The sequence below is a fragment of the Flavobacterium sp. genome, from assembly GCF_052437795.1.
Classification (GTDB): domain Bacteria; phylum Bacteroidota; class Bacteroidia; order Flavobacteriales; family Flavobacteriaceae; genus Flavobacterium.
The window spans coordinates 216,734-241,379 of record NZ_JBQVPA010000003.1; the positions used below are offsets into that span (position 1 = coordinate 216,734).

The 24,646-nt window shown below is 47.9% G+C and carries 20 protein-coding genes; 9 read left to right on the plus strand and 11 right to left on the minus strand.

Features of this window, described 5'->3' with window-relative positions:
• Positions 1-97 precede the first annotated feature (97 nt).
• Positions 98-2,170, minus strand: a complete 2,073-nt coding sequence (gene metG / locus ACT6R0_RS11300) for a methionine--tRNA ligase (protein WP_444653309.1) — start codon at positions 2,168-2,170, stop codon at positions 98-100.
• A 122-nt stretch (positions 2,171-2,292) separates the two neighbouring features.
• Between metG and ACT6R0_RS11305 the strand changes: the two genes are divergently transcribed.
• From ACT6R0_RS11305 to ACT6R0_RS11320, 4 genes are all read left to right on the plus strand, one after another.
• On the plus strand, positions 2,293-3,252 hold the full coding sequence (locus tag ACT6R0_RS11305) for a S66 peptidase family protein (RefSeq protein WP_444653307.1): 960 nt from the start codon (positions 2,293-2,295) through the stop codon (positions 3,250-3,252).
• Positions 3,252-3,611 carry a YraN family protein gene (locus ACT6R0_RS11310; RefSeq protein ID WP_444653305.1) on the plus strand — a complete coding sequence of 120 codons (360 nt, stop codon included), beginning with the start codon at positions 3,252-3,254 and terminating at the stop codon, positions 3,609-3,611. The genes ACT6R0_RS11305 and ACT6R0_RS11310 overlap by 1 nt, the downstream gene beginning before the upstream one ends.
• A gap of 71 nt (positions 3,612-3,682) precedes the next feature.
• Positions 3,683-4,345, plus strand: coding sequence for an aspartate kinase (locus tag ACT6R0_RS11315; RefSeq protein ID WP_444653303.1), 663 nt, complete (start codon positions 3,683-3,685; stop codon positions 4,343-4,345).
• Positions 4,346-4,425: 80 nt separating this feature from the next.
• Entirely contained in the window at positions 4,426-5,520 is a 1,095-nt protein-coding gene (locus ACT6R0_RS11320) for an MBL fold metallo-hydrolase (RefSeq protein ID WP_444653302.1), read from the plus strand.
• A gap of 291 nt (positions 5,521-5,811) precedes the next feature.
• Here the strand turns inward: ACT6R0_RS11320 and mfd are convergent, their stop codons facing one another.
• Together mfd and ACT6R0_RS11330 are read right to left on the minus strand one after the other, a co-directional pair.
• A complete protein-coding gene (gene mfd / locus ACT6R0_RS11325) occupies positions 5,812-9,123 on the minus strand; it encodes a transcription-repair coupling factor (protein WP_444653834.1) in 3,312 nt (1,103 codons plus the stop codon).
• Between the two features lie 47 nt (positions 9,124-9,170).
• Positions 9,171-9,836, minus strand: coding sequence for a hypothetical protein (locus tag ACT6R0_RS11330; protein WP_444653301.1), 666 nt, complete (start codon positions 9,834-9,836; stop codon positions 9,171-9,173).
• Positions 9,837-10,076: 240 nt separating this feature from the next.
• Between ACT6R0_RS11330 and ACT6R0_RS11335 the strand changes: the two genes are divergently transcribed.
• The 3 genes from ACT6R0_RS11335 (at position 10,077) to ACT6R0_RS11345 (ending at position 15,814) form a co-directional block, all read left to right on the plus strand.
• The gene (locus ACT6R0_RS11335; RefSeq protein WP_444653300.1) at positions 10,077-11,024 is read left to right on the plus strand and encodes an L-threonine 3-dehydrogenase; all 948 of its coding nucleotides are present in this window, start codon (positions 10,077-10,079) and stop codon (positions 11,022-11,024) included.
• Positions 11,025-11,267: 243 nt separating this feature from the next.
• Positions 11,268-12,743, plus strand: a complete 1,476-nt coding sequence (locus tag ACT6R0_RS11340) for a tetratricopeptide repeat protein (RefSeq protein WP_444653298.1) — start codon at positions 11,268-11,270, stop codon at positions 12,741-12,743.
• A 212-nt stretch (positions 12,744-12,955) separates the two neighbouring features.
• Positions 12,956-15,814, plus strand: a complete 2,859-nt coding sequence (locus ACT6R0_RS11345) for a GH92 family glycosyl hydrolase (RefSeq protein ID WP_444653296.1) — start codon at positions 12,956-12,958, stop codon at positions 15,812-15,814.
• 69 nt (positions 15,815-15,883) lie between these two features.
• Here the strand turns inward: ACT6R0_RS11345 and ACT6R0_RS11350 are convergent, their stop codons facing one another.
• From ACT6R0_RS11350 to ACT6R0_RS11380, 7 genes are all read right to left on the minus strand, one after another.
• Positions 15,884-16,876, minus strand: a complete 993-nt coding sequence (locus ACT6R0_RS11350) for a TerC/Alx family metal homeostasis membrane protein (protein ID WP_444653294.1) — start codon at positions 16,874-16,876, stop codon at positions 15,884-15,886.
• A 13-nt stretch (positions 16,877-16,889) separates the two neighbouring features.
• Positions 16,890-17,885, minus strand: a complete 996-nt coding sequence (locus ACT6R0_RS11355; RefSeq protein ID WP_444653292.1) for an NAD(P)H-dependent glycerol-3-phosphate dehydrogenase — start codon at positions 17,883-17,885, stop codon at positions 16,890-16,892.
• Between the two features lie 355 nt (positions 17,886-18,240).
• Positions 18,241-19,401, minus strand: coding sequence for an iron-containing alcohol dehydrogenase (locus ACT6R0_RS11360; RefSeq protein ID WP_444653290.1), 1,161 nt, complete (start codon positions 19,399-19,401; stop codon positions 18,241-18,243).
• Positions 19,402-19,499: 98 nt separating this feature from the next.
• The gene (nadD, locus tag ACT6R0_RS11365; RefSeq protein WP_444653289.1) at positions 19,500-20,081 is read right to left on the minus strand and encodes a nicotinate (nicotinamide) nucleotide adenylyltransferase; all 582 of its coding nucleotides are present in this window, start codon (positions 20,079-20,081) and stop codon (positions 19,500-19,502) included.
• A gap of 1 nt (position 20,082) precedes the next feature.
• Positions 20,083-20,655 (minus strand): guanylate kinase, encoded by a 573-nt coding sequence (gene gmk / locus ACT6R0_RS11370; RefSeq protein WP_444653288.1) that lies wholly within the window; start codon positions 20,653-20,655, stop codon positions 20,083-20,085.
• 37 nt (positions 20,656-20,692) lie between these two features.
• Positions 20,693-21,553: a YicC/YloC family endoribonuclease gene (locus tag ACT6R0_RS11375; RefSeq protein ID WP_444653286.1), complete on the minus strand. Its 861-nt coding sequence runs from the start codon at positions 21,551-21,553 to the stop codon at positions 20,693-20,695.
• A gap of 47 nt (positions 21,554-21,600) precedes the next feature.
• Positions 21,601-21,954, minus strand: coding sequence for an arsenate reductase family protein (locus ACT6R0_RS11380; protein WP_444653285.1), 354 nt, complete (start codon positions 21,952-21,954; stop codon positions 21,601-21,603).
• Positions 21,955-22,038: 84 nt separating this feature from the next.
• Here ACT6R0_RS11380 and ACT6R0_RS11385 point away from each other — a divergent pair, with 84 nt between their 5' ends.
• Positions 22,039-22,494, plus strand: a complete 456-nt coding sequence (locus ACT6R0_RS11385; protein WP_444653283.1) for a DinB family protein — start codon at positions 22,039-22,041, stop codon at positions 22,492-22,494.
• A 61-nt stretch (positions 22,495-22,555) separates the two neighbouring features.
• Here ACT6R0_RS11385 and ACT6R0_RS11390 read toward each other — a convergent pair whose 3' ends face one another.
• Entirely contained in the window at positions 22,556-23,353 is a 798-nt protein-coding gene (locus ACT6R0_RS11390; RefSeq protein ID WP_444653282.1) for a PdaC/SigV domain-containing protein, read from the minus strand.
• A 105-nt stretch (positions 23,354-23,458) separates the two neighbouring features.
• Between ACT6R0_RS11390 and ACT6R0_RS11395 the strand changes: the two genes are divergently transcribed.
• Complete coding sequence (locus tag ACT6R0_RS11395) at positions 23,459-24,601, plus strand: cystathionine gamma-synthase (RefSeq protein WP_444653281.1); 1,143 nt, start codon at positions 23,459-23,461, stop codon at positions 24,599-24,601.
• The last annotated feature ends 45 nt before the right edge of the window (positions 24,602-24,646 follow it).

Consider the following 24,646-nt stretch of genomic DNA (forward strand, 5'->3'; position numbering starts at 1 on the left):
AGAGATTCTTCACTTCGCAAGCTACGTTCAGAATGACAGAAATCTTCGCGCTTTCGACATTTGACTTTCGTCTTTCGACTTTCGATCTTCAAATACTCTAGCTGATCACCTCCCCATTTCCAACGCCATCGGTATCAGGGTTCAAGAAAACAAGCTTGCCTTCGCTGTTCTGGGTCATTAATATCATGCCCTGGCTTTCCACACCGCGAAGCGCACGCGGGGCGAGGTTTACCAGTACAGTGACGCGTTTGCCTACCACTTCCTCGGGGGTGAAGCTTTCCGCAATGCCCGAAACAATAGTACGCACGTCAATGCCGGTGTCAACTTTTAGTACCAGCAGCTTATTGGCTTTCGGCATTTTTTCTGCCTCAAGGATGGTTCCTGTACGGATGTCCATCTTGGCAAAATCATCATATTGTATCAGGTCCTTTTGCGGCTCGGCTACTTTGTTCTCAGCAGCGTTAGCGGTTTTTGTAGCTTCCAGTTTGTCCACTTGTTTTTGTATTTCTTCGTCTTCTATTTTGGCAAAAAGCAATTCGGCCTGGCCTATCTGGCCTCCGGCAGGGAGTAAGTCGGTTTTTAGGGAAATGTCGTTCCATGAAAGCTTCCCGACCGCGCCCGAAGTGATACCCAGCATACCTCTAAGTTTCGCTGCGGTAAATGGCAGGAACGGCTCACTTAGTACCGATAGCGCCGTAGCGATCTGCAGCGCCACATACATCTGCGTCTGTACACGCGCCGGATTATCCTTTATCACTTTCCACGGCTCTTCATCAGCAAGGTATTTGTTGCCAAGGCGCGCGAGGTTCATCAATTCGCCCAGTGCTTCACGAAAACGGTAACGCTCTACAGAACTTGCTATCACGGCAGGGTAGGCGCGCATTTCGGTCAGTGTGGCTTCATCCACATCGCTGAAGTCATTCGGCTGTGGCACTACACCTTCATAATATTTATTGGTCAGCACCACCACACGGTTGATGAAATTGCCGAATATGGCCACCAGCTCGTTGTTATTTCGGGCCTGAAAATCCTTCCAGGTAAAGTCATTGTCTTTTGTTTCGGGAGCGTTTGATGTTAATGCATAACGGAGCACATCCTGCTGTCCAGGGAAATCCTGAAGATACTCGTGCAGCCACACTGCCCAGTTTTTGGAGGTAGAAAGCTTGTTGCCTTCAAGGTTCAGGAACTCGTTGGCAGGAACGTTGTCCGGGAGTATGTACGAGCCTTCCGCTTTCAGCATTGCGGGGAATATCACACAATGGAAAACGATATTGTCCTTTCCGATAAAATGTACCAGCTTGGTATCGTCGCTTTTCCAGTACGGCTCCCAGTCCTTGCCTTCGCGCTGCGCCCATTCTTTAGTTGACGAGATATACCCGATAGGTGCGTCGAACCATACATAAAGCACTTTTCCTTCGGCACCTGCCACCGGAACGGGTATGCCCCAGTCGAGGTCGCGGGTTACGGCGCGGGGCTTCAGGCCGTCGTCAAGCCATGATCTTACCTGCCCGTATACGTTGGGCTTCCAGTCGTTCTTATGTCCTTCCAATATCCATTCGCGCAGGAAAGCATCATAGCGGTCAAGCGGAAGGAACCAGTGTTTAGTTTCCTTTATAACGGGTTTGCTGCCGGAAATGGCCGATCTCGGGTTGATGAGGTCGGTCGCGTTAAGCGTAGACCCACAGCGTTCGCACTGGTCGCCATATGCCTCATCATTGCCGCACTTAGGGCAGGTACCGATAACGAAACGGTCGGCCAGGAACTGCCCTGCCTCGGCATCATACAGCTGCTCGGTAACTTCTTCTATGAAATCGCCTTTATCATACAACTTTTTGAAAAATTCCGAAGCCGTATCATGATGGATCTTCGCCGAAGTCCGTGAATAATTATCGAATGAAATGCCGAAATCCGCAAAACTCTGCTTGATGATCGCGTGGTATTTGTCGATAACCTCCTGCGGGGTAATGCCTTCCTTCTTAGCCTTCATGGAGATGGCCACACCGTGCTCATCGCTTCCGCAGATGAAGGCAACATCTTTGCCCTGCAGCCTGAGGAAACGCGAATAAATATCAGAAGGGACATATACGCCTGCCAGGTGGCCTATGTGTATGGGGCCGTTGGTATATGGCAGGGCTGCGGTAACAGTATATCGTTTCGGGTCGTGTAACATTTTGTTTTCGGATTTTAAAGAGGCAAAAGTACGAAATAATTAGCCTCTCCCCAACCCTCTCCCCGGAAGTGGGTTGGGGGAGAGGGCATCTTTTCTTATCTTTGTTTGTATAAGCCTTCACCATGCATAAAAACGCGCTCTTTCTGCTCCTAGCTTTTGTCACTTTTCCAATATTCGCCCAATCGGTAAAGATCCCGCCCTACCTCAAAAAAGGCGACACGATAGGCATACTGGCTACGGCCCGTAAAGTAGACATGGCGCCGCTGGATGCCGGGATAAAGCTCATGGAGAAGTGGGGGCTCCATGTGGTCATCGGCAAGACCATAGGGCTGGACAACGATCAGCTCGCCGGAGCCGACTGGCAGCGCGCCACCGACCTCCAACAGATGATGGATAACCCTGCCATAAAAGCCATCTGGTGTGCCAAGGGCGGTTATGGTACCGTGCGCCTGATAGAACGCCTGGACTTCACGAACTTCAAAAAGAAGCCTAAATGGTTCATCGGCTTTAGCGATGCGACCGTGCTGCACAGCCACATAAACAATTTTGACATTGCTACACTGCACGGCATGGTAGCCATTAGCGTAGGCCGCGCCACACCCGAGGCCATCGAGAGTTTCCGTAAAGCATTATTCGGCGAAAAGCTATCGTACACACTTCCTGCGCATAAGTTCAACAAACCCGGCAAGGTTACCGGCGAGCTGGTAGGAGGCAACCTTTCGGTGCTGTACAGCATTATCGGGTCGCCATCGGAAGCCGATCCAAAGGGTAAGATCATTTTTATTGAGGACCTTGATGAGTACCTGTATCATATCGACCGCATGATGATGAACCTGAAGCGCAACGATTACTTTAAAAATGTAAAAGGCATCATCATAGGGGGCATGACCAAGATGCGTGACAACGACATCCCGTGGGGGCATGACGCGCTAGAGATCATACAGGACATAACGAAAGAATATAACATTCCCATCTGCTTCAATTTCCCTGCGGGGCATATACAGGACAACCGTGCACTGGTGTTCGGCAAGCAGGTAACGCTCGATGTTTCGGCAACGGGCACTATAATAATATTTGAATAATGGCCGGGCACAACGACCTTGGCAAACTAGGCGAGGAACTGGCAGCCGACTTCCTGAAAAAGGCAGGCTATGAGATCTTGGCGACCAACTGGGTATACCTGAAGGCCGAGATCGACATTATTGCAAGAATGGACGGTGTGCTGGCTATCGTAGAGGTAAAAACACGCTCTACCCTCGAGTTCGGCCTGCCGCAAGAAGCAGTGAAACCCGCTAAGATAAAACTGCTGGTGCGTGCAGTAGATGCGTATGTGGAACAAAATGATATTGAGGGTGAAGTACGGTTCGATATTATTTCTATACATAAAAATAACAATATGTTTGAAATTGAACATTTGACGGATGCATTCTATTATTTTTAACACCTAAATTTTTAACAAAAAATTAAAGTTCGTATATTTGTGCCTAACAACACAAACACAACACGCTGATTATGAAAACCATTTCTTCTGTAGTAGAACACTACATTAAGACCAAGCCCTTTTTACTTAGTGCGCTTTCCCAAGGCATTATCAACCTCACATCCCTGGCCAGGAACATGATGCCCGAACTTGAGCAGGAATTGGGCAAGGACGTGAAGCAGGGTGCTGTGGTAATGTCGCTGAAAAGGCTGTCGGAAGACCTGGATTTCCGCGTTAACCACAAGATCGTAAAAGTGCTGAAGGCGATCGGCGAGATCACCGTGCGTTCTTCACTTACCGACTATACTTTTGCCGTAAGCGATACCATCCTGAACAAGCAGGCCGAGCTTATTGCCAAGATCAATGCCAACCCGGATGTTTTCTACACTTCCTCAAGGGGCGTGAACGAAACCAATGTTGTGGTAAGTTCTTCTATGAGCCATGTGGTGGACGGGCTTTTTGCCGATGAAAAGCAAATTGAGCGTACCGATAACCTTGCCTCGATCACCGTGAAATTACCAAAGGATAATATCTCGACACCGGGCGTATATTACTATATCTTCCAAAGGCTGGCGTGGGAAGGCATCATCATCAATGAGGTGATCTCAACATCGTACGAATTTACCATCCTGGTCAGCGAAGATGAGGTTGATATGGCCTTTAAAGTGATAAAAGACCTGAAAAGCCTAAATTAAATATTGAAAATATATGAAATGCAGCGGTGATCACCGCTGCATTTTGTTTTTAGCTACCTTTGGATATCAACTCCACATAAATGACCACGATCCTTATAATCGTTATCCTCCTCATTGCGGGCATAGCGGTATTCATGAAACAGCCACAGTTTGGCAGGCTACCCTCCGGCGAAAGGCAAGCACGCATTGAGCTATCCCCAAATTATAAAGAAGGCCAGTTCCAAAACCTGAGCCACACACCCGCCTTAAAGGAAGGCGTGAGCATGCTGCGGGTGTTGTATGAGTTCTTCTTCAACAAAAGCAAAAGGAGTAAGCCAAGAGAAACTCTGCCATCTCAAAAAATAAACCTGTACGACCTTGACCCAAATGAAAATGTGTTGGTGTGGTTCGGGCATTCATCCTACTTCATGCAGGTTGACGGGAAAAAGATATTGGCCGACCCGGTTTTCAGTGGTAATGCTTCGCCGGTAAAATTCACTACCAAAGCTTTTGCCGGAGCCGATGTGTATGGTGTGCAGGACATGCCCGAGATCGATATCCTCATCATCACCCACGATCACTGGGACCATCTTGATTACGAAACCATACTGAAACTGAAGCCAAAGGTAAAGAAAGTCGTTACCGGCCTCGGCACTGCCGAGCACCTTCAAACCTGGGGCTACGATATGGCTCGTGTTGAAGAAAGGGATTGGAACGAGAGCATTACCCTTGGCAGTGGCTTTACCATATATACCACCCCGGCGCGCCATTTCGCCGGGCGGACCTTTACCCGCAATAAAGCAATGTGGATGTCGTTCGTACTGCAATCGCCATCATTCAGGATATTCCTCGGGGGTGATTCAGGCTATGACTATTTCTTTAAGGAGATCGGTGAAAGGTTCGGCCCCTTCGACCTGGCGATACTGGAATGCGGGCAGTACAATGCCAACTGGGAGTACATACACATGCTTCCCGAACAGGTAGTAGCCGCCGCACACGACCTCAAAACCAAAAAATTGCTGCCGGTGCACTGGGCCAAGTTCTCCCTCGCCCTTCACGACTGGGACGAGCCCATAATACGCGTTACCACCGAAGCCGAAAAGCAGGGCATGCCGATTTTGACACCAATGATAGGTGAGAAGGTAAGTCTGGATAAACCACAGGTGTTTAGAAAATGGTGGGAGGGGTTGGAGTAGATTTTTGACGATGTGTAACATTTCGCTCCTCAGGAGTTTTGAATTGCTCCCCCTTAATTGCTATAATATATTGCCCCGCCGTGGCTGCAAAGCGAATTCCGTATTACTTTCGAAAACTGTATTGCATCATCAACCAACGCTACTGAGTAGTGAAACATTTATTATTTGAACTTTCAGTTTGCTTCATCGGCAAGGAACTATTGTCCGTTCAACCAGCTCCGGAGGAGCGGCCTATTTAGAGCAAAAATTTACCCGCGACCACCTAAAGCTCCGGAGGGGCGATAGATAAATTTATTCCCCAAACACCATCTCCAACATTTCCAGCGCCTTTTTCAGCGATTTCACATTCTCGAAGGTTAATAGCAATCTCAAACCGTTTTTCGTCTGCTTCTCCTTCATTTTAGATAATGTCGGGAACTGCTGTACGAACTTTAGCACGGTGCGGAAAGTACTGCTTTGGTAGTAATCGCTTTGCTGGTCGCCTACAAAATAGCCTACCATTTTGCCTTGCTTGAGCACCAGTTTTTCGAGTCCCATCTTAGTAGCAACCCACTTTATGCGCATGCTGGTAAGCAGTGCCTGTGCCTGTTTCGGCAGCGGCCCGAAGCGGTCGATGAGCTTCTGCTCGAAAGCGATGAGTCCGGCTTCGTCCTTAATGGCACCAAGGTCGTTATACAGGTTGAGCCTTTCGGTGATGTTATTGATATATTCATCAGGGAACAACAGCTCGAAGTCGGTATCGATCTGCAGGTCCTTTACATATTCTTTTTCTGTAGTATCGTCGCCATCATCATACAGGTCTTTGAACTCATTTTCCTTCAGTTCCTCAATGGCCTCGTTCATGATCTTCTGGTAGGTCTCAAAGCCGATCTCGTTGATGAAGCCGCTTTGTTCGCCTCCTAACAGATCTCCAGCGCCGCGTATCTCCAGGTCCTTCATGGCAATGTTGAATCCGCTGCCCAATTCGCTGAACTGCTCCAATGCCTGTATGCGCTTGCGGGCATCCTCGGTCATGGCGCTATACGGTGGCGCGATGAAGTAGCAGAATGCCTTTTTATTACTCCGGCCCACTCGCCCGCGCATCTGGTGCAGGTCGGATAGCCCGAAGTTGTTGGCATTGTTGATGAATATCGTATTGGCATTCGGTACGTCCAGCCCGCTCTCGATGATAGTGGTGGCAACAAGCACATCGAAGTCGCCCTCCATGAACGCCAGCATCAGTTCTTCCAGTTTTTTACCGTCCATCTGGCCGTGGCCCACACCTACTTTTGCACCAGGTACCAATCGCTGTATCATGCCCGCGACTTCCTTGATGTTCTCGATACGGTTGTGGATAAAGAACACCTGCCCACCGCGCTGTATCTCATACGAAATGGCATCGCGTATCACCTCTTCATTAAAGCCCACAACCTGGCTCTCGATGGGGTAGCGGTTCGGCGGTGGCGTGGTAATTACCGAAAGGTCGCGTGCCGCCATAAGCGAAAATTGCAGCGTCCTTGGTATTGGGGTGGCCGTCAGTGTCAGTGTATCCACATTAGCGGCTATGGTCTTAAGTTTGTCTTTTACATTCACGCCAAATTTCTGCTCTTCGTCAACGATAAGAAGCCCAAGATCTTTAAAGTTGACATTCTTGCTCACAAGCTGGTGCGTTCCGATCAGAATGTCCAGTTTACCATCTTCAAGTTGCTTCAGGGTATCGGCTTTTTGCTTCGCGGTACGGAAACGGTTCAGGTAGCCGATACTCACCGGCATATCTTTCAATCGTTCACTAAACGTACGATAGTGCTGGTAGGCGAGTATCGTGGTAGGCACCAGTATGGCGACCTGCTTACCATTGTCCACTGCTTTAAATGCAGCGCGTATGGCAACTTCCGTTTTACCAAATCCCACGTCGCCGCACACCAGGCGGTCCATGGGACGTTCGCTTTCCATATCGGCCTTTACGTCGCGGGTAGCAGTGATCTGGTCGGGCGTATCTTCGTAAATGAACGACGACTCCAGCTCTGCCTGCAGGTAGCTGTCAGGTGAATACTGGAAACCTTTCTCCAGCCTGCGCTTGGCATACAGCTGTATGAGGTTAAAGGCGATGTGCTTAACGCGTGCCTTGGTTTTTTGTTTGAGGGCTTTCCAGGCACCGGAGCCAAGCTTGTATATTTTTGGCGGTGCACCGTCTTTGCCATTGTATTTGGATATTTTATGGAGCGAGTGGATGCTCACATACACAATGTCGTTATCGGCGTAGACAAGTTTAATGGCTTCCTGTGTCCTGCCTTCTACCTGTATCTTTTGCAGCCCGCCGAATTTCCCGATGCCGTGGTCGATATGCGTTACGTAATCGCCAACGGATAAGGAATTGAGTTCCTTTAGTGTGATCGTCTGCTTTTTCGAATAGCCGTTCTTAATGCTGAACTTATGGTAACGCTCAAAAATCTGGTGGTCGGTATAGCACGCGATCTGGTTTTCCTCATCTACAAAACCTTCGTAGATCGGGAAAACTATCGTTTTATATTGCTTGCGGGTATCGTCATGGCTGGCCTCGTCAAGCGTTTCGAAGATGTCGTCGAAACGTTTTGCCTGCGCCTCGTTCGAGCAGAAAAGGTAATTTTTAAACCCGTTGTGGTGATTTTCCTGAAGGTTGTTCAGCAGCAGGTCGAACTGCTTGTTGAACGATGGCTGCGGCTGTATGTGGAATTCAAAGGTTGCCTGTGTCCTGAACGTGGCACGATTGGAAAGTTCCACGACCGCAAAGTCAAGTGCCTTTTTCACGAACGACTGCTGGTTAATAAAAAGCTCTTCGGGCGAGGCGCGCTTCACGTCTGTTGACAATTTGGCGAAAGCCTCAGTAGCTTTGGCGAAAAGAGCGTCCAGCTGTGCCAGCGATGCTTCGGCATCTTTTATGAACAGCACTGTCTTTTCGCTGATATATTCTAAAAAGCTTTCCCGCTTCTCCTGCATGAATTTGTTCTCGACATTCGGGATAACGGTAATTTTCTTTTTCTTTTCTACCGATAGCTGCGAAGCAACATCAAAGGTACGGATGCTGTCTACCTCATTGCCAAAAAACTCGATGCGGTAAGGATTATCATTCGAAAAGGAGAATACGTCCACAATGCCCCCGCGTACGGAGAATTCCCCCGGTTCAGAAACGAAATCTACGCGGCGGAACTCGTATTCGAACAATACCTCATTGATGAAGTCGATGGATACCAGATCTCCCGTCGCTATTTTCAGCGTATTCTTTTCAAGGTCCTTGCGGGTTACTACTTTTTCAAACAGTGCTTCGGCATAAGATACGATGATGGCCGGTTTTTTACGCGAGTTGATGCGGTTTAGAACCTCGGCACGCAACAGTATGTTGGCGTTGTCGGTCTCCTCTATCTGGTAGGGGCGACGATAAGAGCCGGGATAGAACAGTACGTCCTGGTCGCCGATAAGCTGCTCCAGGTCGTTCAGGTAATAGGCGGCCTCTTCCTTGTCTTTAAGGATAAGGAGGAATGGCAATTCACTCTGGCGGAATAGCTGGTCGATGACAAAAGACAGCGAAGAGCCCAAAAGGCCCTTTACCTGCAGCTTATTCTCCGGCTTCGCAATGGCTTCGGCGATCTGCTTTACTTTGGGCGACTGCCCGTATTTATCTAAAAATTCAGGTCTCAATTTTGCTTTTTTATAAATCCGCCGTGGCCGGGAGAAAGTGAACGTTGCGGCCTTTGCGGTGTTGTGGTTGTTGGTGGCTGCGGCTGTGCATCGGGGTTAGCATGGCGCACGGTATCGAGCGCGCGCAGCATTTCCGCTTCACCGATCTCTTTAGGGATCTCCTTGATTCGGATCATTTCGTCGAACTGGTTAAAGATGGACGCTGCTTCATAATTGACGCTTCCCATGATCTCGAAAACTTTTTTGGGCGATACCGGATCCACGCTTACAAAAGTGTGCAGCGATTTTATTTTGGTGACCAGTACATCAAAACGGCTGCTCACCTGCGGCTTCCTGAAGGCGGCCGGAATAGTGTTGCGTGCCAGTTCCGCCTTACGCACCAGGTCTTTGGTCTTTTGGCGGTAGGTAGCCAGGTCGCCGGCAGGTCTTTGGAGCAATTCACTTTTCAGCTGCTCCCATTCTCCCCAATTGTCTATTTGCTGCTGCACTTTGGCAGTGGGCGAAGGGACGTTGAATTTCCAGTTTTTGGCAAGCGCCTTTACGATGGAGTCGTTTTGCCTCTCTATCCTTTTGGCCTGGGCTACACGTTGCTCCTTGTCGTCCTCGCAGGAATAGAGGAGTACGGAGAACGTAAGTATGGCTATTATCTTCAGGTATTTCATTTTCTTGTGATTGACAGCAAATTTACAAATGTTGGGCCAAAGTGACCGCTATGTTTTGATTTTCTTTACGCAACAGGTGTTGGGTGATGTTTGTTGCCTGAAGAATAATTATTTTAAAGATAATGCGGTTTACCTGTGTTTAAAATCACGATCTTTTAAAAAATTGTTAGAACAGCATTCTAAAAGAATGAATATCATAATTCGAAACCGTTATATTTGCATTGCAAACGAACACAACTCATGGCAAAAATACTCATTATAGGCGCCTGCGGGCAAATTGGTACCGAACTGACAAAAAAACTGCGTAGTATTTACGGTAAAGACGAAGTTGTAGCTTCGGATGTACGCAAGGGCGATCCCGGATTTGTAGCTTCAGGTCCGTTTGAGGTGGTAAATGCGCTTGATTTTAACCAGGTGCAGGCCGTGATAGAGCAATACCATGTAGAGGATGTTTACCTTATGGCCGCGCTGCTTTCGGCGACTGCCGAAAAGAACCCTGCCTTTGCCTGGGACCTCAATATGAACTCACTATTCCACGTGCTGAACATTGCCAAGGCCGGAAAGATCAAAAAAATATTCTGGCCGTCGAGCATTGCTGTGTTCGGGCCTACAACACCTAAATTAAACACGCCGCAATATACCGTTATGGAGCCATCTACCGTATACGGCATCTCCAAGCAATCAGGCGAGCGCTGGGGCGAATATTACCACAATATTTACGGTGTCGACATACGCAGCATCCGTTATCCGGGCCTCATCAGCTGGTCAACCCCTCCTGGTGGAGGCACTACCGATTATGCCGTTGACATTTACCATAAAGCTTTGGCCGATGGTAAATATACCTGCTTCCTTAATGCCGAAACCCGACTGCCGATGATGTATATGGACGATGCCATACGTGCCACCGTCGAGATCATGCAGGCACCTGCCGAAAATATAAAGATACGCTCTGCCTACAACCTTTCGGCAATGGATTTTACACCTGAGGAAATAACCGAAGCGATCAAAAAGCACATTCCTGGTTTTACCATTGATTATGCGCCCGACTTTCGCCAGAAGATAGCCGATAGCTGGCCGCAAAGCATTGATGACAGTAGCGCAAGGCAGGACTGGGGCTGGAAGCATGATTTCGGCCTGGATGCCATGACGGCTGATATGCTGGAGCATCTTTCTGAGGGGAAGACGTAATACCTATACCGAACATTTTCCGGGTAACCTCACCCCCTCCTCTCCAAAGGAGAGGGAGGAGCTTCACTCGCATGTAAGCTGACCATTCTTAAATTACACCGTCAAACTAAGTACTTTAAAGTCCTTTCTTCCCCTCTCCTTTGGAGAGGGTTGGGGGTGAGGTCTACAATTAAGGATTAAACTAACCCAATTTTTTCTATATTGCGGTAAGCGAAAACATCGCTTTGTCCCGATATGAAAAAAATGCCTGCACTGTTTTTTTTCTATACCTTACTCGTCCTGCTGCTTTTCGGCGCATGCCAAAAAGAAGTGGAAGAGCAAAAAGTTGTGGGCAAACAGGTCCCTGCTTCCGTCAGCCTGACCGATCTGGGCAATGAGGAATGGCGTATGGGCAACTATCAAAAAGCGCTGGACTATTTTACACAGGCCTATAAAAAAGTAAAGGAGGAAGGGAATAAGGAGCAAATGGCAACGCTGCTCAATAATCTTGGCCTTGTGCACTGGCGGCTTGAGAACAATGATGCAGCTATGGAGTGCTATGACGAAGCAGCCGCGCTGGCAACCCGGCTCGACATGAAGAGACTGCTCGGGCTTACCTATACCAACCGTGCCCTTATCCTCAAAGAACAGCGCGATTTTGAAAAGGCGTTCGCAAGCAATGAGGCAGCCATCGCCATCTTTAAAGAACTGAACGAACCACGCGACCTTGCCATTGCTTATAATAACCAGGGGCAGATATACCGCTATGGAGAGAACCTCGATGCCGCGCTGAATTATTACCTGCTCTCGCTGGAGGAATGCCGTAAGATAGATTATAAAGAAGGCATAGCCACCGCCTGGCAGAACCTCGGAACCGTTTACACGCAGAAAGGCGATGCTAAAAAAGCCTTTAATGCCGCACGCAGGTGCCTTGCCATAGCGCGCCAGCTGGACAGCAAGGTACGCATTCGTGAAGCGTGTGAAGAACTGTCCAAGAGCCATGAGCGGTTCGGCACGGCAGATTCGGCACTGTATTACTACAAAAAATATTTTGAGGTGGAGCGCGAGCTGATGGAAGCCAACCAAAGCGAGCGCCTGTCGCAAAACCAGGCAGAGCTGGGACTGGAGGTAAAAAACCTGCGCATACAAAACCTGCAAAATGAAAAGGACATTGCCAACAACCGGCTGTTGACGATAGCTTTTGGGGTACTTGCGGTACTGATGGTGGTCGCACTCTTCATATACCGCTATTTTTCGCGGATGCGATTCAAGGAACGCCAATTGGAAATGGAACTGCACAACACCCAAAAGATCATCGATGTAAAGGAGCAGGAGCTTAAGACCTATATCATCGATCTTTCCCGGAAGAACGCCATCATCAGCAGCCTGCAGGAAGGAGCAGCCCCCAAACAGGAAACTGCCGAACCTACCGAAGAGGAGATCGCGGCACTGCTGGAACAAAAGATCCTTACCGACGATGATTGGGCGCAGTTCCAGTCGCGCTTCAGGGCGATATACCCGGGCTTCTTTTCGCGGATAAAAGAAAGCGGGGTAGCCCTGACCGAAGCCGAGACCCGCATACTGGTGCTCATGCGACTGGAGCTCAACGGGCCTGACATGGCGGACATCCTTGGCATATCGCCCCAAAGTGTGCGGGTATGTAAGATGCGCCTTAAGAAGAAGCTGCCATCAGAAAACTATGAAACGGTAGAGGCCTTTTTGGAGTACCTGATACGGTAGCACTGGAACGCGGATGACGCGGATCGGGCTGATCTCCACGGATTGATCCCACTTTGTGAACATTCTATAAAGACCCGGAGAAATTGTGGTAATGGGACGTATTCAAAAGTGTAAATAGTATAGTTTATAAAAGATCTGCGCTGATCCGCCCGATCCGCATCTTCCGTGTTCCATTATCTTTTCTATCTTTATCGAAATTTTTCCATCCACAAATGAAAAAAACAGCACTACTACTCTCATTGTTCGTTTCAGTAATTGCATATTCGCAGAATACGGCTTATTCAAAACACGTCAATCCCTTCATTGGGACAGGCGGGCACGGGCATACCTTTCCCGGGGCGACCGTGCCTTTCGGGATGGTGCAGCTCAGCCCCGATACCCGCATCGACGGCAGCTGGGACGGGTGCAGTGGCTACCATTATTCGGATAATGTCATTTACGGGTTTTCGCATACGCACCTTAATGGCACAGGGGTTTCTGACTATGGAGACATCATGCTGATGCCCACTATGGGCGAACCGAAGCTGGATACTAAAAATTATTCTTCATCCTTTTCGCATGCCAATGAAAAGGCTACGGCAGGCTATTATTCCGTAAAGCTTGACGATGATGCTATAAATGTTGAACTAACGGCTTCGGCACGCGTAGGGCTGCACCAATATACATTTACCAAAGAAGGTCAGGCCAACATCATCCTTGACCTGAACCATAGAGATAAGCTCCTGATGGGTGATGTACGGATAATCGACAGCAAAACCATCGAAGTGCTGCGCCGTAGTGAAGCCTGGGCACGCGACCAGTATGTATACGCCCGCATTGAGTTTAGCCAGCCGATGAACATAACGGCGATAAATAACAATGCCTTTGCACCGGCAAAAGTGACCGATAAACAATTCGCGGGTTCGCTGTTGGCAATAAGCTTTAGCAAAGGTGTAAAGGCGGGAGAGAAGCTGTTGGTTAAGGTTGCGCTTTCGCCTACAAGCTATGAAGGCGCCGCAAAGAACATGAAGGCCGAGATGCCCGATTGGGATCTTGAAAAGGCAAAAGCCGCTGCCGCAAAGCTTTGGGACAAGGAACTTTCGAAGATAGAGATACAAGAAAAAAACAAGGACAAGCTGGCGATATTCTACACCGCGCTATACCACACAATGATGCAGCCCAACATTGCCATGGATGTGGACGGTATGTACCGTGGCCGTGATAATGAAGTCCATAAGGCGGAAGGGTTCGATTACTATTCGGTGTTCTCGCTGTGGGATACTTTCAGGGCGGCGCACCCGCTGTATACGCTCATTGATAAAAAGCGTACGGCCGATTTCATCAATACGTTCCTAAAGCAGTACGAGCAGGGCGGCAGGCTGCCGGTATGGGAACTGGCCAGCAACGAGACCGACTGTATGATAGGCTATCATTCGGTATCGGTAATGGCCGATGCAATGGCAAAAGGCATAAAGGGATTTGACTACGAAAAAGCTTTTGAGGCTGCGAAACACAGTGCCATGCTCGACCATCTGGGGCTGGATGCTTATAAAAAGAATGGTTTCATCAGCATTGATGATGAGCACGAAAGCGTTTCTAAAACTTTGGAATATGCTTATGACGACTGGTGCATTGCGCAAATGGCGTCAATGCTTGGCCGGATGGAAGATTATAATTATTTCATGATGCGCTCCCAAAACTGGAAAAACCTCTTCGACCCTTCAACAGGGCACATGAGGCCGAAACGCAACGGTGGCTGGGACAAGCCTTTCGATCCCCGTGAAGTGAACAATAATTTTACCGAGGGCAACAGCTGGCAATATACCTTCTTTGTCCCGCAGGATATTCGGGGATTGATAAAAGCCTATGGAGGTGAGGAAAAATTTGAAGCAAAACTCGACGAGATGTTCTCGGCGCCATCGGCTACCACCGGCAGGGAGCAGGTGGATATTACAGGGCTTATTGGGCAATATGCGCACGGTAACGAGCCCAGCCACCACATGGCTTACCTATATAATTATGTCGGGAATAGGGAGAAAACCAAAGAGAAAGTCCATTACATCCTGAATAATTTTTACAAAAATACACCAGACGGGCTTATAGGAAATGAAGACTGCGGGCAGATGAGCGCATGGTATATACTGAGCAGTATGGGTATTTATGCCGACTCACCCGGAGCGACAGGATGGTCCGCTGTTACCCCCTACTTTAATGCTGTGAAACTTCACCTTGAAGACGGGACCGAAAGGGTTATTCGACCTACCACTTCATACCAGAAATTAGCAGCTCTCGACACTGAAGAGGAGCAATATGCCGATAGGGGCGTAATGACGGTTAGTGAAATTCCTGCCTATGAAGAAATTATTCCTGTTCCTGTCATCGAAGCCGAAGGCAAATCGTTTAAAGGTACGATGAACCTGAAGATTATAAATACGGAAAATAAGCCCTTCGGGATCAAATACAGGTTATCGGCAATTACGACAAAGGAAAAAGGCGCCTTTAGAGAATACAAGGAACCTGTGGTGCTCACTGCTTCATCATTGGTCGAAGCTTTTAAAGATGATGGCAATGGTGTTAAAAGCGATACGGTGAGCGCGTATTTTTTTAAAAAACCCAACAACTACACCATCAGCATCAAATCCAGATATAACCCGCAATATCATGCCGGCGGTCCTGACGGATTGCTGGATGGCATATTAGGCACCGAAAACTGGCGCAAGGGCGACTGGCAGGGCTATCAGGGGCAGGACTTTGAAGCCGTGATCGACTTGCAAAAGAAAATGCCTGTAAAAAGCATTTCAACCCGCTTCCTGCAGGATACACGGGCATGGATCATATTCCCGACCAAAGTGGAATATTATGTGTCAGACGACAATGTGAATTTTACATTGGCCGAAAGCGCTGTTAATGTGATCGATGCAAAGGACTATACGGTGAGGGCATCCAGCATTGTGGTTGGCCTGCGTAACACTTCGGGAAGATATGTGAAAATAAAAGCTTACAACTTTGGCACACTGCCCGAATGGCACCAGGGCGCAGGGGGAGAGGCATTTATTTTTGTGGATGAGATAACCGTAAACCAAGCCCCCTAATCCCCAAAAGGGGAATCCCACTATTGCGACATCGTGGTTGTGTAAAGAGTAGAGTCCCCTCTTGGGTGGCTAGGAGGCTTTAGGGGGCTGAGGAAACAACAACGAAACTGCTACAGCACCTATAAGTATTGTGCCCACTACAATTAGAGATGCCGGAGAAGAGATATGTACGAACGGATTAATAAGCATTTTCACGCCAATGAAAGCGAGTATGAGCGCCAGCCCGTAATGCAGCTTGCTGAACATGTGCATGAAATTCGCCAGTAGGAAGTATAGTGCCCGTAATCCCAGTATCGCAAAGATATTAGAAGTGTAAAGGATAAAAGGGTCGTCAGGCGCTATGGCAAATATGGCAGGTATGGAATCGACGGCAAAAATGAGGTCGGTAAATTCGATAACAGCCACGACAACCAGTAATGGTGTAGCCATTCGTTCGCCATTTGTCTTTACGAAGAAGCGGCTGCCCTCGTAATTTTTAGTTACTTTAAACAGTTTGTAGATAATCCGCGCACCCGGACTTTTAGAGAAGTCTTTATCCTCATCGTCATCTTCTTTGGCGAACCATGATTTTACCCCGGCATACACCAGGAAAAACCCAAAGAGGGAAAGGACGGCATTAATGCGAACCTTTTCGCCAAATATGGACATCTCCGGCAGGTAGGTTTGGTTAATAAGCTCCACACCGGTAAAAATGAATAGGGCCCGGAACACCAGAGCCCCGATGATGCCCCAAAATAATACTTTATGGTGCAGTCGCTTAGGAACATTAAAGAACCCGAAGACAAGTATAAAAACAAAAAGATTGTCGACAGATAAGGCCTTCTCTATCCAATAAGCGCTTTGGAACTGTGTGAACTGCTCGAATCCTAAAAAATAACAGATCACTCCGCTGAACGCCATGGCCAGCGATATCCATACGATGGACCATGTAAGCGCTTCTTTATTTGAAACGACATGGCTGTGCTTATTGAACACGCCAAGGTCCAATAACAGCATCACTACGACCACTATCGAAAAGGCTGCCAATACGCCGGGATGATCGATAAGGTGGTCGTGGTCCATCGCTGTGTAGTCTTTAATCGAGTTTTTCCGTTAGCTTTTTAAAGGTCGAGCGTGCTTCCTTGCCTTCGTATAAAATGGCATACACGGCATCAATGATCGGGGTTTTTGCCCCATAATCCTCGTTCAGTTTATAAGCGCTCTTGGTAGCATAATATCCTTCGGCGACCATGCTCATTTCCATCATTGCCGATTTTACCGTGTAACCCTTGCCGATCATGTTACCGAACATACGGTTGCGCGAGAATACCGAGTAGCCCGTTACTAATAAGTCACCCAGGTAGGCCGAGTTATTGATGTTACGCTTCATTTTATGCACCTTGCGAATGAATTTTTTCATCTCGCGTATCGCGTTGCTCATCAGCAGTGCCTGGAAGTTATCGCCATAGCCAAGGCCGTGGGCGATACCGGCAGCGATAGCATAGATATTTTTAAGCATCGCGGCATATTCTGTACCTACGATGTCGTCGGATGTTTTAGTTTTAATATAATGGCTGCTCAGGTTCTTGCCCATTATCTTGGCACTTTTTTCATTCCCGCAGGCAATAGTCAAGTAGGAAAGGCGCTCAAGTGCTACCTCCTCCGCGTGGCATGGGCCGGTAATTACCCCGATATTTTCATATGGGATGTCGTATTTTTCATGGAAATGCTCCCCAACGATAAGGCTGGTCTCGGGTACGATGCCCTTTATAGCCGAAAAGATCACTTTATCCTCAAGGCTCACGGTCATATTCTCCAGTTCTTTGCTTAAGAAAGCCGATGGTATGGCAAATATCACATAATCAGCATAAGCAACAGCCTCGTTGATGTCGCTGGTTAGGCGGAGTTTTTTAGGGTCAAATTCTACCGAGCTCAGGTAGTTGGGATTGTGTTTTTGCAGTTTCAGGTGCTCAATGGCGTCGTTGTTGCGCATGTACCATGCTATTTCGGGTACGTTCACGCAAAGCATCTTGGCAATTGCCGTGGCCCAGCTTCCGCCGCCTATAACGGCGAACTTTGGAGTGTCACTCATTATTACATCGATTGAATTGAAACGTCAAAAGTACTCATTTTTAACATAACCTGCCTGTTAGCATCATGCTAAATGTTTTGATCAATCATAGGTCCGTAAATAAATATTAACATTTTATTATGATTCACAATGCAATTAGCAAGCTGCGCCCTGCGTTATCCAACTATAATTTTGTTTATGATTAGGATATACAAGGTTAGTTAAATTTTTTGTTTTTGGTGTTTTAAAAGGCATTCCTCATTCCACAGGGATGCCTTTTATTTTTAATCCATTATCCTTCTGACTAAGAAAGGATGTCAAAACAGCCATTCTTCACTCCGCGAACTGCGTTTAAGAATGACAGGAAAAAACATCCTTAATAACTCATCTCCACTATTTCCCTCACCTTATCCGGACTGATGTTGCCACGTTCGCCGAGCGCCCTCCAACCGCGCTCTTCAAAACGGTTCACAATGATGTTAGCGGTATTTTCAAGATCATCTGTATATTCAGATATCCTTGCCGGCATGCCCATTGTTTGGAAGAATTCCATTGTTTTCTCAATGGCGAGTTCTGCGGCTTTGTCAATATTTGTTTCAGAGATGTTCCAAACACGTCTGCCATATTGTGCCAGTTTTTCTTTTTTGGTCTCGAACATTACTTTGTACAGGTTCGGCGCGATGATGGCCAGTGTGCGTGCGTGGTCTATGCCATACAGCGCGGTAAGCTCGTGGCCTATCATGTGGGTAGCCCAGTCGGTAGGTACGCCTTTTTGTATCAGCCCGTTCAGCGCCATTGTACAGCACCACATAAAGTTGGAGGCAAGCTTGTAGTCGGCAGGATCTTCCGCCACGCCGGGACCGATCTCTACCAGTGTCTGTAAAATGCTTTCTGCTATCCTGTCCTGCAGCAGCGCTTCGTGAGGGTAGGTAAGGTACTGCTCCATCACGTGGGTAAAGGCATCGATGACGCCGTTCTGCACCTGCCTTTTCGGTAACGAGGCTACAACGGTTGGGTCACATATCGAGAATTTCGGGAACAGGGCAGGGCCGCCACAGGTCAGTTTTTCCTGTGTAGCCTCCACACTTATCACAGCACCCGAGTTCATTTCGCTGCCCGTTGCCGGAAGTGTAAGCACGGTCCCGAACGGCATGGCATTACTCTCTATGCGTATCCTTTTGCGTAAGATGTCGATGGGGTCGCCATCAAAATTCACAGCTGCAGAGATAAACTTCACACCATCAATAACAGAACCTCCACCAACGGCCAGGATAAAGTCGAGTTTTTTCTCTTTGATAACAGCCACAGCCTTTATAAGCGTTTCGTAGCGTGGGTTAGGCTCAATGCCGCCAAATTCGGTAATGTCATGGCCTTTCAGTGCATCAATTACCTGCGCGTGTACACCGTTCGTAAAAATACTACCGCCGCCATAAGCCAATAATATTTTGGCATTAGCCGGAATGAGTTTGGAGAGTTTTTCCATTTGACCCTTGCCAAATACGAGGTTGACAGGGTTATAAAGTTCGAAGTTGAGCATAGTGATAAGATTTATACTCAAAGATACGAAATAGCAGACAGTCAGTCGCAGTTTTCAGCACCGGTATCGATGATGGCTCTGACTAATCAGAACGTTGATTATTTCTTGTAGAATAGATTATGCTCCACATACTGCCATACTTTATGCGGCAGCATGGGCTGTACATTTTTCCCGTTCTTTATGCTTTCGCGGATAAAGGTGGAGGAAAGCTCGATTACAGGCGCATCAACACGATGAATGCGGGCTGAGATGGCAATCTCCGGGTCAATGATCTCTGTATTGAGACGCGGATATACGTAGATCTCGTGGTTTTGCAGGATCACCTCATAGTTCTTCCATTTGTGCAGGGAGTTGAGGTTGTCCTCACCCATCAGGAGGGAGAATTCATGCGTGGGGAATTTCTCTTGTAAGTGCGCCAGCGTATGCACGGTATAATTGGGTTGGGGCAGCTTGAACTCGATGTCGCTGGGCTTTAGTTTTGGGTAATCTTCAGTAGCGAGGAATACCATCTGCAGGCGGTGGTGGTCGTCAAGCAGCGTACTTTTTTTCTTGTGCGGGTTATGCGGCGTTACCACCAGCCATACCTGATCAAGGCCGCTGTTCTCGGCCATGTGGTTGGCAATGATGAGGTGCCCTATGTGCAAGGGGTTGAATGTCCCGAAATACAGCCCGATTTTCATGCTACTTATTAACGAAGCTTTTCACCAACTCATAGGCCTCCTGCTTTGCAATATCCAGGTCGTAGTTCTTTATCACCACGTCAAATTGCGGTGCGGTAGCCAGCTCTACCGATGCCTTGGCTATGCGCATGTTTATCTTGTCGTCTGATTCGGTGCTGCGTTTCTTGAGGCGTATCTTCAGCTCGTCGATGCTGGGCGGCTTTACAAAAACAGCCAGCGTTTCTTCGGGGAATTTCTTCTTTATGCGCAGGCCTCCTGCCACGTCAATGTCGAATATCACATTCTTGCCTTCGGCCCAAATGCGTTCCACTTCACTTTTCAGCGTACCGTAAAAGTTGTCGCGGTATACTTCTTCCCACTCTACGAATTCTTCAGCCTTGATGTGCTTTTTAAAATCCTCCAGCGATATGAAATAATAGTCTTTGCCATGTTCCTCATTGCCTCTCGGCTCGCGGGTGGCCGCCGAAACCGAGAACTCGAGGTTCAGCTCGGGTTGTGCCAGCAGGTACCTGACTATAGTTGTTTTTCCCGACCCCGATGGCGCCGAGAATACCAGTAATTTGCCCTTATTCATTTTGTTGTGTTGTCGTTCGTATTTTGGAACCTGGAATTTAAAGCACGTTTAAAACCTGTTCTTTTATTTTTTCCAGTTCATCCTTCATCTGCACCACCAGCTTCTGCATTTTTGCATGGTTGGCTTTAGATCCCATAGTATTTATCTCGCGGCCCATTTCCTGGGTAATGAAGCCCAGCTTGCGGCCGTTGGCTTCGGTACCGGCAAGGGTCTCAATAAAATAGTTCAGGTGGTTCTCCAGGCGCACTTTCTCCTCGGTAATGTCCATTTTTTCAAGGTAATAAATGAGTTCCTGCTCAAAGCGGTTCTCGTCTACATTTACCTGAAGTTCTTCTATCGATGTGTGCAGCCTTGTCTTTACGGTTTGCAGGCGTTCGGCATCCAGTGATACTGTTTCGTTCATTAGCGACAGGATGTTGGATATCCTTACAAGGAACTCCTTTTCCAAAGCCACGCCTTCGGTCACGCGGAAGCTATGGATGTTTTCCAGTGCCTGTGTGATAACGGTTTGTATCTGTCCCCAATCGTTCTCATCGATCTCTTCACGCTCGGTCTTGAGCGCGTCGGGCATACGTACGGCCATCTTCATGAATTCGGTATCATCGCCGTCAGGGATCACATCCTTCATCTGCTTAATATAGGCCTTAACGATCGGTACATTGATCTTTGAAGAGGTTTCCTCGCCGGTCACTTCAACAAAAAGCGAGAGGTCGACCTTGCCGCGTTCCAGCTTTTGGGCGATCTGGTTGCGCAGTCCCAGTTCCATTTCGCGCAAAGCCGAAGGCATGCGTACATTCAGGTCGAGGCCTTTGCTGTTTAGGGATTTTACTTCTACGGTCACCTTTTTGTTGGGTAGCTGCAGCGATGCTTTACCAAACCCGGTCATGGATTGTATCATGCAAAAAATTTAGAGCCACAAAGTTAATAAAAATAACTGAGGGACTGTTAACGGCTCAAATGCGCAACGGCAGCCTCAACGTTATTCTTGCTGTTGCCAACAAAGATGCTTTCGCCATCCACGATAACCGGGCGGCTCAGGAAGGTATAATGTTCGTTGATGAGGTTTTTATAGTCGGCCTCTGTAAGTTGCACATCTTTCAGGCCGCGCTCTTTATACAGTGTTGCCTTGCGGCTGAAAAGTGCTTCATAGCTTCCGGCGAGGCGGTGCATTTCATCCAGTTCGCCTGCTGTAATTGGCTCAGTCTTTATTTCGCGGAGCGTAAAACCTTCAGTAGTGGGCAACGAGTTAAGGATCTTGCGGCAGGTATCGCAGGTTTTCAGGTAAAATATTTTTTTCATTTCGCAAAATTAAGGCTTTTACCATAGTTCAGGCCGGGCAATGCTAAATTCGTTATATTTATGCTTCAAACAATATGAACAAAAATGGAGCACGAATTTAAAATTACACGAACAAGCCGTGAGATCTACGACCGTTTTTTTGATAATTATTCCCTGGAACAGCTGAACAGGATACCGCCGGGTTTCAATAATAACCTGATATGGAATATAGGGCATATTATCGTGTCGCAGCAAATGTTAGTATATGGCGGGGCAGGAGAACTGTTGCATGTTAGCGACGAGTTGGTCGGGAAGTACATGCGCGGTACAAGGCCGGAATACGACCTTTCGCAAAAGGAAGCAGATGAAATACGTTCCCTACTGTTGCCACCAATTGAGAGAACAGAAAAAGATCATTACAACCGGGTGTTCAAAACGTTTACCGAACGCAAAACGCAGCTTGGCTTTACGCTTTCGACAGTGGAAGATGCTATCGCATTCAACAATTACCATGAAGGGATCCACCTTGGGATCATGATGAGCATTAAAAAATTCCTTTAGTGGGGAGTTTGGAGTTCAGGTCTTCAGGCCGGAAAGGCGATCGTGAACCCTGAACTCCGCATTATTTCACTTTAAGGTATGGTCCTGCTTCCGCATAAGTGAACTTTACTTCTTTGGCGCCGTCGGCAAAGGAGGCTATCTCCACAGGATTGTACAGCAAGGTAATGCCGTTGTTCGAATAGAATATATTTTGCGGCAAGGCGAACCTGTTATTCTCGAACATAAGCCCCGTACTATTAATGGGCTTATTGGCAGGGATGTTGAGCTGCGAACGGAATTTCTTCTCTGCGAAAGCAGTAAACCCTTTTTCATCTTTCAGGATGTCCGACCGTTTTAGTGTCCTGCCCGTCTTGGCATCGATGATCACCGAACGGTTGCCTTCATAACCGTGTGCCCCACCGGTGAACATATAATTGTTCACCTTAAAGTTCATGATGTTCCCGCTTTGGTATTCCTTTGTGGTATTGATCTTTGCTTCCCAGGCCCAGGCAGCTTCCTCAGGATATTTTTTCGCAAGCTCGTCGTATGACTTTATGAACATTGCCGTGAGCTCCTCATAGTTTTTCGCATTCGTTGGCTTTTCCCCAAAGTACACAATGCTGCGCGCTACCCTGAAAAGTGACTGGTTAATGCTGTCGGCTATTGCCTTGTCGCCATTCATTGCCTCAGGCACTTTAATATCCACGTAGGTACACTCCTTTTTACAGATAGTGCTTTTTTTAGCGTAGTTTTTTTGCTCAAAGGCCAATACTGCGGTATCGGCAGGAGTTTCAGTATTTACCGTAGTCGTTTCTTTCTTTTCTTCTTTGCATCCGGCAAGCAGCAGTAGCGTAAAGGCAAGGGTAAGGCAGCGTTTCATATAGCGTGGTGTTATTTCTTTGCAAAAGGTGGCCGGTCGTGTTACACAGCTAACCAATTTCGAGTAAATTTGCTTAAATTTTTCGACAAATAAACTACACGTTATATGAAATTTAACACGAAAACCATACACGGCGGGCAGCACCACGACCCGTCTACCGGGGCAGTAATGCCACCGGTTTACCAAACTTCGACCTTTGTACAATCGAGTCCCGGCGTGCACAGCGGGTACGAATACAGCCGTGCGGCCAATCCGACCCGTACGGCATTGGAAAACGCATTAGCCAGCATTGAGAACGGTGCCCGCGGGCTTGCTTTTTCATCCGGGCTTGCGGCTACCGATTGTGTACTACGCATGCTAAAGGCCGGTGATGAGGTTATTGCCATGGATGACCTGTATGGGGGGACCTACCGAATGTTCACACGCGTATACAAAGATAGTGGCATCAAATTCCATTTTGTTGACATGAACGATCTGGAGAAATTCCGATCGCTTTTTAATGGCAATACAAAGCTGGTGTGGGTGGAAACGCCTACCAATCCACTAATGAAGCTCGCTGACATTGAAGCCGTAGCCAAAATATGCAAGGAAAAGAAAGTGCTTTTCGCTGTAGATAATACATTCGCTACGCCATACCTCCAGCGTCCGCTTGAACTTGGTGCCGATATTGTGATGCACTCGGCCACCAAATACCTGGGCGGGCATAGCGACGTGATCGCGGGAGCATTGATAATGAAGGATGCCGAACTGGGCGAGCAAATGCACTTTTTACAATTCGCCACAGGAGCCACGCTGGGGCCGCAGGATTCGTTCCTCGTACTGAGGGGGATAAAAACACTGCATTTGAGGATGCAGCGCCATTGCGAGAACGGCCAGAAGGTTGCTGAATACCTGAGCAAAAATCCAAAAATAAAGGCGGTATACTACCCTGGGCTTGAAAGCCATAAGTTCCACGATCTTGCCAAAAGGCAGATGCAGGGCGGCTTTGGAGGTATGGTATCGTTCACATTCGCTTCGGGAGAAAAGGCAGAGGCGATAAAATTCCTTGAAAACCTGAAAGTGTTTACGCTGGCGGAGTCGTTGGGCGGCGTAGAATCATTAGCCAATCACCCGGCACTGATGACACACGCCTCGATACCGGAAGACAAGCGCCTGGAAATAGGAATAACAGACGATTTAGTACGCCTTAGCGTAGGTATCGAAGATGCTGAGGACCTGATCGCTGACATTGAGCAGGCTTTGGGATAGTGGATCTGTCAATTTGGTTATTTGTTTATTTGTTTTTTAATTGTG

What these genes read in the sequence shown, in the direction of transcription:
- ACT6R0_RS11395 (WP_444653281.1), top strand. Translation starts at nt 23,459, where the DNA reads ATGAAATTTAACACGAAAACCATACACGGCGGGCAGCACCACGACCCG.
- ACT6R0_RS11330 (WP_444653301.1), bottom strand. Translation starts at nt 9,836, where the DNA reads ATGAAATACCTGAAGATAATAGCCATACTTACGTTCTCCGTACTCCTC.
- ACT6R0_RS11380 (WP_444653285.1), bottom strand. Translation starts at nt 21,954, where the DNA reads ATGAAAAAAATATTTTACCTGAAAACCTGCGATACCTGCCGCAAGATC.
- ACT6R0_RS11375 (WP_444653286.1), bottom strand. Translation starts at nt 21,553, where the DNA reads ATGATACAATCCATGACCGGGTTTGGTAAAGCATCGCTGCAGCTACCC.
- ACT6R0_RS11360 (WP_444653290.1), bottom strand. Translation starts at nt 19,401, where the DNA reads ATGCTCAACTTCGAACTTTATAACCCTGTCAACCTCGTATTTGGCAAG.
- ACT6R0_RS11310 (WP_444653305.1), top strand. Translation starts at nt 3,252, where the DNA reads ATGGCCGGGCACAACGACCTTGGCAAACTAGGCGAGGAACTGGCAGCC.
- nadD (WP_444653289.1), bottom strand. Translation starts at nt 20,081, where the DNA reads ATGAAAATCGGGCTGTATTTCGGGACATTCAACCCCTTGCACATAGGG.
- ACT6R0_RS11385 (WP_444653283.1), top strand. Translation starts at nt 22,039, where the DNA reads ATGGAGCACGAATTTAAAATTACACGAACAAGCCGTGAGATCTACGAC.
- ACT6R0_RS11305 (WP_444653307.1), top strand. Translation starts at nt 2,293, where the DNA reads ATGCATAAAAACGCGCTCTTTCTGCTCCTAGCTTTTGTCACTTTTCCA.
- gmk (WP_444653288.1), bottom strand. Translation starts at nt 20,655, where the DNA reads ATGAATAAGGGCAAATTACTGGTATTCTCGGCGCCATCGGGGTCGGGA.
- ACT6R0_RS11335 (WP_444653300.1), top strand. Translation starts at nt 10,077, where the DNA reads ATGGCAAAAATACTCATTATAGGCGCCTGCGGGCAAATTGGTACCGAA.
- ACT6R0_RS11350 (WP_444653294.1), bottom strand. Translation starts at nt 16,876, where the DNA reads ATGGACCACGACCACCTTATCGATCATCCCGGCGTATTGGCAGCCTTT.
- ACT6R0_RS11340 (WP_444653298.1), top strand. Translation starts at nt 11,268, where the DNA reads ATGCCTGCACTGTTTTTTTTCTATACCTTACTCGTCCTGCTGCTTTTC.
- ACT6R0_RS11315 (WP_444653303.1), top strand. Translation starts at nt 3,683, where the DNA reads ATGAAAACCATTTCTTCTGTAGTAGAACACTACATTAAGACCAAGCCC.
- ACT6R0_RS11320 (WP_444653302.1), top strand. Translation starts at nt 4,426, where the DNA reads ATGACCACGATCCTTATAATCGTTATCCTCCTCATTGCGGGCATAGCG.
- metG (WP_444653309.1), bottom strand. Translation starts at nt 2,170, where the DNA reads ATGTTACACGACCCGAAACGATATACTGTTACCGCAGCCCTGCCATAT.
- ACT6R0_RS11390 (WP_444653282.1), bottom strand. Translation starts at nt 23,353, where the DNA reads ATGAAACGCTGCCTTACCCTTGCCTTTACGCTACTGCTGCTTGCCGGA.
- ACT6R0_RS11345 (WP_444653296.1), top strand. Translation starts at nt 12,956, where the DNA reads ATGAAAAAAACAGCACTACTACTCTCATTGTTCGTTTCAGTAATTGCA.
- ACT6R0_RS11355 (WP_444653292.1), bottom strand. Translation starts at nt 17,885, where the DNA reads ATGAGTGACACTCCAAAGTTCGCCGTTATAGGCGGCGGAAGCTGGGCC.